General features: G+C 61.0%; 8 protein-coding genes. 2 read left to right on the top strand and 6 right to left on the bottom strand.

The features are described from left to right. Nucleotides 1-162 precede the first annotated feature (162 nt). Nucleotides 163-2,340: a hypothetical protein gene (locus tag HX786_RS30710; RefSeq protein ID WP_023659116.1), complete on the bottom strand. Its 2,178-nt coding sequence runs from the start codon at nt 2,338-2,340 to the stop codon at nt 163-165. Nucleotides 2,341-2,546: 206 nt separating this feature from the next. After that, nucleotides 2,547-4,808, bottom strand: a complete 2,262-nt coding sequence (locus HX786_RS30705) for a bifunctional diguanylate cyclase/phosphodiesterase (RefSeq protein WP_023659115.1) — start codon at nt 4,806-4,808, stop codon at nt 2,547-2,549. 281 nt (nt 4,809-5,089) lie between these two features. Between HX786_RS30705 and HX786_RS30700 the strand changes: the two genes are divergently transcribed. After that, nucleotides 5,090-6,436, top strand: a complete 1,347-nt coding sequence (locus HX786_RS30700) for an MFS transporter (RefSeq protein WP_178913041.1) — start codon at nt 5,090-5,092, stop codon at nt 6,434-6,436. Between the two features lie 183 nt (nt 6,437-6,619). Here HX786_RS30700 and rapA read toward each other — a convergent pair whose 3' ends face one another. Further along, complete coding sequence (rapA, locus tag HX786_RS30695) at nt 6,620-9,466, bottom strand: RNA polymerase-associated protein RapA (RefSeq protein WP_102368258.1); 2,847 nt, start codon at nt 9,464-9,466, stop codon at nt 6,620-6,622. A gap of 216 nt (nt 9,467-9,682) precedes the next feature. Between rapA and HX786_RS30690 the strand changes: the two genes are divergently transcribed. Next, complete coding sequence (locus HX786_RS30690) at nt 9,683-10,024, top strand: aspartate-semialdehyde dehydrogenase (protein ID WP_178913040.1); 342 nt, start codon at nt 9,683-9,685, stop codon at nt 10,022-10,024. On the opposite strand, the gene HX786_RS30685 is transcribed toward HX786_RS30690, so the two are convergent. The 3 genes from HX786_RS30685 to HX786_RS30675 form a co-directional block, all read right to left on the bottom strand. Then, nucleotides 10,021-11,217 (bottom strand): aminotransferase class V-fold PLP-dependent enzyme, encoded by a 1,197-nt coding sequence (locus HX786_RS30685; RefSeq protein WP_003210912.1) that lies wholly within the window; start codon nt 11,215-11,217, stop codon nt 10,021-10,023. The genes HX786_RS30690 and HX786_RS30685 overlap by 4 nt on opposite strands. Then, on the bottom strand, nt 11,214-11,684 hold the full coding sequence (locus tag HX786_RS30680) for a RidA family protein (RefSeq protein WP_003210913.1): 471 nt from the start codon (nt 11,682-11,684) through the stop codon (nt 11,214-11,216). The genes HX786_RS30685 and HX786_RS30680 overlap by 4 nt, the downstream gene beginning before the upstream one ends. 88 nt (nt 11,685-11,772) lie before the next feature. Beyond that, nucleotides 11,773-12,645: a LysR substrate-binding domain-containing protein gene (locus HX786_RS30675; RefSeq protein ID WP_102368259.1), complete on the bottom strand. Its 873-nt coding sequence runs from the start codon at nt 12,643-12,645 to the stop codon at nt 11,773-11,775. Nucleotides 12,646-12,674: the final 29 nt, after the last annotated feature.

Here is a 12,674-nt window from a genome sequence, read left to right as displayed (position 1 = left end):
TTGATCTTAAGCGCCCCGTTAAACCACGCTGGCCGAACGCAGGCTTTGGAGCGTGGGTAACCCGGCAGGACGGCGGCCCACGGTCCAAAGCCGCTGTAAGAGCGGAACCGATATAAGCCATCACCCAAATAACGGATATACACCCCACCTCAGCAACAAAGCCTACGCCGTCTTCCCGGTATGGTTATTCAGCGAAATAACCTTGGTCTTCCCAATCCGGTGACGATAAATCTCACGCAGGTACTTGATCGCCTTCTTCACACAATCCCGCGACAGACGAATATCGTTGATCGACACAAACTTGTCCTTGTCGTTGATCAACTCACGATACTTCTTCTCGTACATCGGCTTGATCGCATACCAGTTGGTATCCAGGATCTTCGCCGGGTTCTCGAACTCGTTGAGCAGCTCATCAATCCGGTCTTCATCAAAATCCTCATGGATGATGAAATCCAGGATCGAATTATCCAAGGTGTCATCAAACCGATACGGATTACGCGCAAAACAGCGCTTGATAAACGCCACGATCAACGTCAGGAAATCATCCGACAGGCACGGGCTCTTGGCGATCAACGTGGTCAGCGATAGGTTGGCCGACGCCCCGATCACCAGCGCATACCGTTTGAGCGTCGTATTGGGAAACAGGCTGTTGAGGTGCGTCTTGAGCCGATTCAGGTCCATATAGGACAGCTTGTAATCCTTGGGCAACGACACAATCGACACCACCGACGAGCAGTTCTTGAAGAAGTGCAAGTCATGCAACGCCGCCGCGTCATAGCCGGAATTCTTGTACTGCTCCAGGGAGGCCTTGTACCGCTTGGACTCAATCGGCAACAGGCTGATGCCTTCGATCGCCTGGGTCACCTTGTTGAAGTGCGGCAGATCAATGGAACGGAAAAACAGGTCGTCGATGTTCAGCCGCTGCGGCTCTTTTTCGAACACCTTGAACTTGTCGCTCGAAGGCGCCGGCGTTTCCGGCACCACCGATTCGGCATAGGCAATCGCCACCGGGCCGGCCAGGCTCATGAACAGGTCGTTGGCATCCAGGCGGATGGTCTCGCCAATGTCGATCCCGGCGCGACGAAAATAGTTCTGGTCGTAGTCGGTGGTAACCGCCTGGGCCGTCAGAATGTTGAAGATCTGCTGCGAGATGTACTGGTTGGCGTGCTTTTCCATGGCATTGACATCAATGTTCTGGATGTTGCCGTCATCGCTTTCCTCGGCGTAACGCATGATGTCGTTGGAGATCAACATCATTGCGTTCCACGGCCGGATACGGCCTTTCACGCTGGCTTCGCTGCTGTCTTCATTGTCGAAGTTGTACGAGAAGTCCCATTCTTCCGACAGGTATTTGCACAACAGCCGCCCGGCGTTGATGTGCAGCGCCTCGGACATTTCGCTGCGGTGATCGGAGATGTTCGGCAGCACACAAATCCCGCTGGTGAAGATCGGCTCGAACACGAAGGCGTGACCGCTTTTGCTGTCATGTTCGTCGGCAGGCTTGGTGTCGAACGTCTTGTTCATGTACGAGTGCTGCTGGGCCAGGCCGAACTCCGAGGCCATGCCTGAACCGGTACCGCCGCCGGCACTGAAGATCGAGAAGTACAGGCGCGACTGGTTGGCCTTGATGCCGCAGGAGTCGATCAGGTACGAGTGGATCATCTTCCAGTCGGGGCTGGAAAAACGTTGGGTGTCTTTGTTGAGGATGATCTTGGCCAGGTACTGGCCGAGGATCGGCGCGTTACCGGCGCCGCCGGCATGGACTTCCGAGAGGTCCATGATTTTCATCTTGCTGTAGTCCCGCAGGAAACCGCTTTTCTCACCCTTGCGCGAGAAACGGATGCGCCCGGCAATGTCCTTGTCCAGGTCGCCCAGCATCACCAGCGGCTCGACCAGGAACACCGGTTTGGTGCCCTTGTTCGAACCCAGGCGCAGGTTGTTGCGAATCCACTGGGCGGGGCGGTAGCCCTTGTCGGTGGATTTGTCTTCGTTGCTGAATTCGTTGAGGTAGAACTTGCGGGCGTTGTACACCAGCTCTGCCACATCCAGGGCAATGTTGGAGCCACAGCGGCCCAGGCCGATCAGGCACACCGAGGGGAATTCCTGCTCATTGCGCAGTTCACCGTCGACTTCCAGGTGCGGTGCGCGCGGGAACACCATGTCGCGCAGGCCGTCGAGGTTGTCGAGGATGCGGTCGGTGTTGGTCTCGGTGAAGTACAGGTACTGCTGGGTGGCCAGCGGGCGGGCGGTGCTCAATGACTTTGAACCTGAGGGTTTTTCCGCAGGGGCTGTCAGCAACACGTCGGATACCGCGGTGGCAGAGTTATTTTTAGAAGTCATTGTGCGCCATGTGCCTGGACGGATGGCTGAGTAAGTATCAAATAGCCATCACAGAATGAGAGATCGCGACTTTACAGTGCGTCCGGGTCTTGGGCGATAGGGTTTAACCCTAGGGTTTTAAGGGGAAAGCCTGGCCGGACTCTGATGAATCGGCCGTTCGTCGGGGTTCTTTAGTGAAATGATGGCGATTTGCCAAATAAACGGCGTCAGCGAATTGGCCGAACGATGGACGCCGGGCCCGCACGACCCGAAGGCGGATCTTTCGGCGCGGGGTCACCCCCCGTCAGGCCCAGCAGGCTGAACAGGTTGTTCTGGTCCAGGCTGTTGATCACCGCGCTGATATCACTCAACGGCACCGCAGCGCTGAGCAGGTAACCCTGAACAAAATCACAGCCGTGTTTTTGCACCACTTCAAATTGTTGCAGGGTTTCCACGCCCTCTGTCACCACCTGCAGGTGCAGGGTGTGGGCCATGCCGATAATGGCCTGGACGATCTCGATGTCGGCGTTCGACTTGGGGATATCCTGGATAAATGAACGGTCGATTTTCAAGGTGTTCAACGGCAGGCGCTTGAGGTAGGCGAGGGACGAGTAGCCGGTGCCGAAGTCGTCGATGGACAGCGACACGCCCAGGGCGCGGATTTGCCGCAGCAATGCCAGGGTGCTGCTGATATTGCCCATCAGCGCGTTCTCGGTCACTTCCAGTTCCAGGCGATTGGCCGCGATCCCGCCGAAGCGCAGGGCGTTTTCGATTTCATCGGCTAACTCGTCACGGGTCAGGTTCAGGGCCGAGCAGTTCACGGCCATGACCAATTCAGTGTGGCCTTGCTCCGACAGCAGGCTCAGGTCGTGACAGGCCTGGCGCAGCACCCAGTGATCCAGTTCGGCAATCAGCCCGTTGCTTTCGGCAATGCCGATGAACCGGTCCGGGGTCAGCAGGCCATGTTGGGGGTGTTGCCAGCGCACCAGGGCTTCGAGGCGCGTGACCCTGCCTTTTTTCAGGTCAAGTATCGGTTGGTAAAACAGCACCAACTCGTTCTTGCCCCGCAGTGCGGCGCGCAGTTCCTCTTCCAGCTGCAGTTCCAGGAAGGCCCGGGTTTTCAGGTTGGAGCTGAAGAAGTTCAGGCTATTACGCCCGGCATCCTTGGACTGATACAGCGCCAGGTCAGCGGTCTTCAGCAGCTCTTCGCTGGTTTTGCCGTCTTCGGGAAACAGGCTGATGCCGATGCTGGTGGTCATCACCATGCGCCGGCCGGCCAGTTCGATGGGGTCTTTCATTTTCTGCATGATGCGCTGGGCCATGTGCCGCGCTTCATCGCGGTGATGGATGCTGATCAGGATGCAGAATTCGTCACCGCCAAACCGCGCGACCACGTCGTCATGGCTGCGCACCGAGCTTTTGATGTGGCCGGCCAGCACCGTCAGCAGTTCGTCGCCGGCGTCATGGCCGAGGCTGTCGTTGATGCGCTTGAAGTGGTCGATATCCAGGAAGATCACCGCCAGCATGCCGTCGGTGGCGGTTTTTTCCGCGAGTTTCTCGGCGAAGATCTGGTTGAAACCACGGCGGTTGAGCAGGGTGGTCAGGGCATCGTAATGCGCCACCTGTTGCAGCGAGGCGCGGGCCTGGTCCAGTTCGGTGAGCAGGGCGTTGACCCGGCGCAGGTCGGTTTCCTTGTGTTGCAGCTTCTTGTCCGCGAGGGCAGCACTGATGCTGCTGCCAATCACCAGCAGTGCGATGACCGCCACCAGCAGCCCCAGTTGGACCGGGTTGTTGTCCACCGGCAGTGCCGACTGTACGAGGTCCTCGGGTACCAGCAGCTGCATGGCCGCCATGCCGGTGAAGTGCATGCTGATAATGCCCGCGCCGAGCACCAGGCTGGCCGCGTACTTGAGCAATTGATGGAACATGCCGGTGCCGTTGCGCAGGTACAGCGACAGCAGCAAAGCCGCCAGGCTGGCGCCGATCGCGATCAACACAGAGGCGAGGAACAAGCCAGTCTCGAAATACACGCCCGCCTCGGAGCGCATGGCCGACATGCCCACGTAGTGCATCAGCGCAATACCCAGCCCCATCCACACCGACGCCAGCACATATTGGTGGGCGCGCAGCCTTGGATGACTGAGGGTTTGCATGGCGAACAGCGCCGCGATCAGGGCGATCAGCAGCGAGGCGAACGTCATGATCAATTCGTAGTGAATCGCGATAGGCGCCTGGAAGGCCAGCATGCTGATGAAGTGGGTCGACCAGATGCCGCCTGCCAGGCAGCCCGCGCCTACCCAGCGCCAGTGCCGTTGAGCCTTGGGGTTGTCGACATGGCCGACCCGCTCGGCCATGTCCAGGGTGCCGAAGCCCGCTGCACACGCCACTACATACGCCAGTAGCACCAGAAAGGGGTTATGACTGCAATTGAGTAATAAGTGCCCACTGTCCGGAAGGTCGGTAAAAAAATGCAAACCAAGCCATTCCATAGCATGTCCCGTCACAGAGTTTTAGTCTGACTGCGTCTTTCAGTATAGAGAGCGTGAGCGAGTTACAAGGATTGATGGCAGATTGCTTCTAATCATTTGGCGATGAGTTTATAAACAACTAGAACCAAATGATTAGGGATGACCGCCCGGGTCGCCCGATGGAGTGACATCAGACTTACGAATCATTACAGACAATCCCCACGAGGCTGACTAGATTGCAGGTTCCGGGCTCAGGATGCGTCTGGCATCGCGGCTCACATAACAATAAAAGAGACGGACCCATGCAGAACTCGACCCAAGCGGCGAATGCCTGGCGCATTCTGTTCCTGCTGTTCCTGGCCAACCTGTTCAACTTTTTCGACCGCACCATTCCCGCGATCATCATCGAGCCGATCCGCATGGAGTGGCACCTCAGCGACTTCCAGCTCGGGATCATCGGTACCGCGTTCACCATTGTTTATGCAATTGCCGGCTTGCCGCTGGGGCGCCTGGCCGATACCGGCTCGCGCAGCAAACTCATGGGCTGGGGCCTGGCGGCGTGGAGTGGCCTGACAGCGGTCAATGGTCTGGTGGGCAGTTTCTGGACCTTTTTGCTGGTGCGCATGGGCATCGGCATCGGCGAGGCCAGTTATGCGCCGGCGGCAAACTCGCTGATCGGTGACCTGTTTCCCGCCCACCGCCGTGCCCGGGCCATGGGGATCTTCATGCTGGGCCTGCCCTTGGGCCTGTTGCTGGCCTTCTTCACCATTGGTGCGATGGTCAAGGCGTTCGACAGCTGGCGTGCGCCATTCTTTATTGCCGCGGTGCCGGGGCTGATCCTTGCGGTGTTCATGTTCTACATCAAGGAACCCAAGCGCGGCGCGGCGGAAGCCGTGCAAGTCTCCCAGGAGAAAGTCGACCGGCCGATTCGCCGGGTGCTGGCGGTGCCGACATTCCTCTGGCTGGTGCTGGCCGGGTTGTGCTTCAACTTCGCCACCTATGCCTGCAACTCGTTCCTGGTGCCGATGCTGCAGCGCTATTTCCTGCTGCCGTTGCAGGATGCGGCAGTCGCCACCGGTGTCATCGTCGGTATTACCGGCCTGGTGGGCCTGACCCTGGGCGGCTGGATTGCCGACAAGATCCATCAACGCATTGCTAACGGCCGGCTGCTGTTCGCGGCGTGCAGTTTGATTATCTCTACAGTGACCACTGCCTGGGCGTTGCACGCGGGGCGGATCGAGATTGGTGTGTTTGTGGCGCTGTTCAGTGTCGGCTGGCTGTTTGCCTATAACTTCTACACCTGCGTATACACGGCGATCCAGGACGTGGTCGAGCCGCGCCTGCGGGCGACGGCGATGGCATTGTTCTTCGCCGGCTTGTATTTGCTGGGCGGGGGCATGGGGCCGATTGTGGTGGGCGGGTTGTCGGATCATTTTGCCCATTCGGCGATGTATGCCGACGGTGCCCAGCAGATGACCGAGGCTTACAAGGCGGTGGGACTGCATGACGCCATGTACCTGATTCCGGTGGCGCTGTTTTTGACCATGCTGTTTCTGTTCCAGGCGTCCCGCAGTTTTGTGCGCGATGCCAAGCGGATGAAGGATGGGTTGGGGGTGGTGGAGGTGCCGGCTACGGCGGTTACTGCCTGAGATCGAGGTGACGCCTTCGCGAGCAAGCCCGCTCCCACATTAGACCGCATTCTCAAGATGGAACTCGGTCAAATGTGGGAGCGGGCTTGCTCGCGAAGAGGCCATCAATAACAACGATGTCTCAAGTGAATAAAAAAGGCCCGCATTGCGCGGGCCTTTTTGTTCAGCAGGGCAGGGCGGTAATCAACCCGCGACCAACACCCGAATCGCTTCCAGTCGCAGCGCCGCCTTGTCGAGCATCGCCAGGCCTTGCTCGCGCTGTTGGCGCAGGGCAACCAGTTCGCTGTCGCGCACGGTCGGGTTGACCGCTTGCAACGCGGTCAGGCGCGCCAGTTCTTCCTCGGTATCCGCCGCCAGGCGCCGTTGAGCCTCGGCCACACGCTCGGCGTGACGCGGGGCGATCTTCTCTTCACCGGCGTTGATCCGCGGCGTCAGCTGGTCGCGCTGGGCCTGCACGAACTTGTTGGCGCTGGCCCGCGGCACGCTTTCCAGCTGGTCGTTCAAGGTCAGGAACGACACGCGGCCCGACAGGTCATTGCCGTTGGCATCCAGCAGGCAACGCAGTGCCGCCGGCGGCAGGTAACGGCCCAACTGCAGCGAACGCGGAGCAACCACTTCGCTGACGTAGAGCAGTTCCAGCAACACGGTGCCCGGCTTGAGCGCCTTGTTCTTGATCAGCGCCACGGCGGTGTTGCCCATGGAACCGGACAGCACCAGGTCCATGCCGCCCTGCACCATCGGGTGTTCCCAGGTGATGAACTGCATGTCTTCGCGCGACAGCGCCTGGTTACGGTCGTAGGTGATGGTCACACCTTCGTCGTCGCCCAGGGGGAAGCTGGCGTCGAGCATTTTTTCGCTGGGCTTGAGAATCAGTGCGTTTTCCGAATGGTCTTCGCTGTCGATGCCAAAGGCGTCGAACAGGGTTTCCATGTAGATCGGCAGGGTGAACTGGTCGTCTTGCTCAAGGATCGCTTCCACCAGCGCATCACCTTCACCGGCACCGCCGGAGTTGAGCTCCAGCAAACGGTCGCGGCCGGTGTGCAGTTCGGCTTCGAGGCGCTCGCGCTCGGCACGGGCTTCGTCGATCAGCCCTTGCCACTCGCCGTCGTCGGCGTTTTCCAGCAGCGGCAGCAGGCGCGGGCCGAACTGGTGCTGCAAGGCGTTGCCGGTCGGGCAGGTGTTGAGGAACGCGTTCAGCGCCTCGTGGTACCACTGGAACAGGCGCTCTTGCGGGCTGGTTTCCAGGTACGGCACGTGCAGTTCGATCACATGTTTCTGGCCGATCCGGTCCAGACGGCCGATCCGCTGTTCCAGCAAGTCCGGGTGGGACGGCAGGTCGAACAGCACCAGGTGGTGGGAGAACTGGAAGTTGCGGCCTTCACTGCCGATTTCCGAGCAGATCAGCACCTGGGCGCCGAACTCTTCATCCGCAAAGTAGGCGGCAGCGCGGTCACGCTCGAGGATGTTCATGCCCTCGTGGAACACCGTGGCCGGGATGCCGGAGCGCACGCGCAGGGCGTCTTCCAGGTCCATGGCGGTTTCGGCGTGGGCGCAGATCACCAGGACTTTGGTGCGCTTGAGCATCTTCAGCTGGTCGATCAGCCACTCCACGCGCGGGTCGAAACGCCACCAGCGTTGTTCTTCATCGACGTCCGGCTGCGACTGGAAGCTGACTTCCGGGTACAGCTCGGCGTGCTCGCCCAGGGGCAGCTCGAGGTATTCGTCCGGGCACGGCAGCGGGTAGGCGTGCAGCTTGCGCTCCGGGAAACCTTGCACCGCGGCGCGGGTGTTGCGGAACAGCACGCGGCCGGTGCCGTGGCGGTCCAGCAGTTCGCGGACCAGGCGGGCACTGGCTTCGGCGTCGCCATCGTTGACGGCGGTCAGCAGCGCTTCGCCTTCGTCGCCGAGGAAGCCCTGGATGGTCTTGTGGGCGGCGGGCGAGAGACGGCCCTTGTCCAGCAGTTCCTGGACGGCTTCGGCCACCGGGCGATAGTTTTCGCTCTCGGCGCGAAAGGCGTGCAGGTCGTGGAAACGGTTCGGGTCCAGCAGGCGCAGGCGCGCGAAGTGGCTGTCCTGGCCCAGTTGCTCAGGGGTTGCAGTGAGCAGCAGCACGCCCGGAATCACTTCGGCCAGTTGTTCCACCAGCGAGTACTCGGGGCTGGCTTTTTCTTCGTGCCAGACCAGGTGGTGCGCTTCGTCGACCACCAGCAGGTCCCAGCCGGCCGCGAACAGCGCGTCCTGGGCCTTCTCGTCGTCCACCAGCCATTCCAGGGCCACCAGCGCGAGCTGGGTGTCTTCGAACGGGTTGGTGGCATCGCTTTCGATAAAGCGCTCTTCGTCGAACAGTGCGACCTGCAGGTTAAAGCGGCGGCGCATTTCCACCAGCCACTGGTGCTGGAGGTTTTCCGGCACCAGGATCAACACGCGGTTGGCGCGACCCGACAGCAACTGGCGATGGATCACCAGGCCGGCTTCGATGGTCTTGCCCAGGCCCACTTCGTCCGCCAGCAGAACCCGCGGCGCGATACGGTCGGCGACTTCACGGGCGATGTGCAATTGGTGCGCGATCGGTTGCGCACGCACGCCGCCCAGGCCCCAGAGCGAGGACTGCAACTGGCGGCTGGTGTGTTCCAGGGTGTGGTAGCGCAGGGAGAACCAGGGCAGCGGGTCGATCTGGCCGGCGAACAGACGGTCGCTGGCCAGGCGGAACTGGATGAAGTTCGAGAGCTGGGTTTCCGGCAGGGTGACCTGCTCGTTTTGCCCATTGAGGCCGTGGTAGACCAGCAGGCCGTCGACGTCGTCGACTTCTTGCACGGTCATTTTCCAGCCTTCGAAATGGGTGATGGTGTCACCCGGCGAAAACCTCACGCGAGTGAGGGGCGCATTCCGTAGCGCATACTGGCGAGTGTCGCCAGTGGCCGGATAGAGCACGGTTAACAAGCGGCCGTCCTGTGCCAGAACGGTGCCTAACCCCAGCTCTGCTTCGCTGTCACTAATCCAGCGTTGCCCCGGTTGATACTGCTGCGCCATGCTGCCTGACTCCCGCCGTGAAAAAGCCGACTATTCTAACGGAACACGGCTTCCAGACCAAAAGGAATAGGTGCAGCTTCGAGCTTTAAGCTACAAGCGGCAAGAAAAAGGGCGGTATCTTCGTCGGATAGATGACGATTGGTTCACAAGTTGGCGGCTTGACGCTCAAGTCGTCACCCACGCAGCCGACAGTCTGCTGAACAGGAGACTAATAATATGCTGCCACCCATGCTGCCCTTGAGTGTTGTGCCGGTCACGTCGCAGCTTGACCCGGTGCGCCAGAAGCCGGATATCCCGCCCGTGGCGCCGGTTCAGCCAAGCTCCAACGAAAGTACCATCGACTTGCAAAAGCGCGATCCCGAGGAAGCGGCTTTGCTGCTGCGCGAGGAGCAGCGTCGCCAGCAGGAACAGCAAAAGCGTCGCCGCGAAGCCGATGAAGACTCGCAGGAGCACCTGGCTGTTCCCGGTGACGAACTCAACGCCGACAACACCGTGCCGGTGGTGCCGTTGATTGAAGACGCACCACGGCAAGGCTTGTGGGTGGACGTCGAGGTTTAATCCCGCAGTTCGCGCAGGGCGGCGATCAGTTGCTCGATGTCTTGCGCCGTATTGAGGTAGCTCACGGAGATTCGCGCCACGCTGTCCAGCTCGCGGGCCTGCATGTCCAGTGGAGTGTAGGGCACACCATTGGCACCGATATTGATCCGCTTGAGGCCCAGGCGGCGCTTGAGCTCGAAGGCGTCCCAGCCGGCTAGGTTGAAGGCGATCAGGCCGGACTGGTTTGCGCTGGTTCCCAGGTCATGCAAGGTAATCCCGTCGATTCGGCGCAATTGTTCACGGATTGTGTCGCTTAACAGCCGGACCGTCTCGCGGACCCGCTCGACCCCCAATCGATTGACCTCCAGCAACGCATTGCCCAGGCCTGCCAGCAAGGCGAACGACACTTCGCTGGTTTCAAAGCGCCGGGCGTCGTTGCGCAAGTCAAATCCCGCAGGGCTCCAGGGCGCCGAAAACACATCGCGTTGGGCCGGGTTCAAGCGCTCGAGAAAGTCCGGCCGCACATAGAGCAGGGCGGTCCCCCGTGGGCCGCGCAGATGCTTGCGCCCGGCGCCCTTGAGCACATCGCAGTGCAGCGCTTGCACATCCACCGGCACCTGGCCGATGGCTTGCCCGGCGTCGATGAAATAGGCAATGCCATGACGCCTGGCCAACGCGCCGATGGCCTCGGCCGGGTTGATCAAGCCGCTGTTGGCGGGGAGCCAGGTCAGGTCGATCAACCGCACCCGGGCGTCGAGCATGGCTTCCAGGCCGGCGATGGATACCGCGCCGGTTTCATCGCAGGGGATCACTTCTACTTGTGCACCCGATTGCACGGCCGTCTGCATGCTCGCCAGGTTGCCGCCCCATTCGTGGCGGCCCACCAGAATGCGGTCGCCTGGCTGCCACGGGCCCAACGCCTGGAACGCCATGCTCCAGGCGGTCGAGCCACTGCTGGCGAAGGCAATCGATGACACGGGCGCATTGAGCAGTTGCGCGGCGGCGCGACGGGCTTTTTCTGTCAGCAGTGCGCCGTGTTCGCCGGCCTCCATCGGGCCGTCGCGGGCTTCGCGCTGCAACTGGTCAATGATTGCATCAAGCGTCCCTTGGCTGGGCAGGGAGGCCCCGGCGTGGTTGAAGTGGACGATGCCGGACTGGCAGCCCGGCGTTTCGTCCCGCAGCTCCCGGACCTCGGTCAGGGACAGCGCAGTCACGGCTGCAACTCGAAAATCGCGTCGATCTCCACGGCTACGCCGCCCGGCAAGCTGGCGACGCCCACGGCCGTACGGGCATGCCGGCCTTTGTCGCCGAGGGCGTTGACCAGCAAGTTCGAAGCGCCATTGGCGACTGCACCCTGGCGCTGGAAATCACCGCTGCTGGCGATAAATACGCCCAACCGAATGATGCGCACCAGTCGCGACAGGTCATCGCCCAGGGCATCGCTTAATTGTGCCAGCAGGCCCAGCGCCGCGAGTTCGGCGGCCTTGGCGCCTTCGTCTTCGCTGATGGATTCGCCGAGTCTTCCGATGTAAGTCGGTTTGCCGTCCAGCAGCGGGATTTGGCCGGAGATGAACAGCTGGTTCTGGCTGATCACGTAATTCACGTAGTTGGCAATCGGCTGGCTGGGTGTCGGCAGGCTCAGGCCGAGGGCTTGTACGCGTTGCGAGATGGAGTGGCTCATGATGAATCCTCTTGGAAAGAGTCTTCAGCATGGGCGGGGCGATTTTCGCCGACAAACGGATAGATTTAACTCGACGTATCGAAATAACTCATGCGTCGGCACAGATTTCCCGCAGCCATTCACTGAAACAAGCGGCCGCCGTGCTGGTTTCGCCATGCGGGGCAATCAGCCAGTAACCGATCTCGCTTTGATAGGGCGGCCAGTCGAAGGCTTCCACCAATGTGCCCTCCTTGAGCCTGCGTTCGATCAGGCGGTGGCGGCCCATGGCGATGCCCTGGCCGGCGACGGCGGCTTCGACCACGATGTTGTAGTCGTGCAGCAGCGCCTTGGGGTAGTGCTCCACATCCACCTGATAATGCCGGGACCAGTCGGTCCACTCGAAAGGGCGGTGCGAGGTGGCCATCAGCAGCGGGCCATTGGCCAGTTGGCTGGCCTTGAACGCCGGGCTGCAGACGGGTGACAGTGTTTCGCTCATCAGGCGCGTGGCCTGCACGTCGGTCCAGTCGCCCTTGCCGTAGCGAATCGCCAGGTCGACCTCGGCGGCGGCGACATCTGCCAACTGAATCGCCGGCACCAACTCCACCTGGATGTGCGGGTAGCGGCTGAGAAACCCCGCCAGGCGCGGTGCCAGCCACAAGGTGGCGAACGAGGCGAGCAGGCCGACGCGCAGTACGCTGGTGGCGGGCGGTGTTTGCTGCTGGCGGGTGGCGGCGGCGATGGTGTCGAGGGCGGGGCGGATCTGGTCGTAGTAGTGTTGGCCGTCTTCGGTCAGATCGATGGCGCGGGTGCGTCGGATAAACAGCGGTTTGCCCAGGTGCTGTTCGAGTTTCTGCACTTGATGGCTGAGGGCGCTTTGGGTCACTGACAGCTCGGCGGCGGCCTTGATAAAACTCAAATGCCGGGCCACGGCCTCAAAGGCGCGCAGGGCCAGGAGTGGGGGAAGGTCCTTGTGCAGTGCCACGTCGAACGCTCTGTGTGAGGGGGTGGGAT

The organism is Pseudomonas sp. 21615526 (genome assembly GCF_013386245.1).
GTDB lineage: Bacteria > Pseudomonadota > Gammaproteobacteria > Pseudomonadales > Pseudomonadaceae > Aquipseudomonas.
Note: the sequence above shows the minus strand (reverse complement) of the source record. Positions and strands in the feature narration are given on the sequence as shown.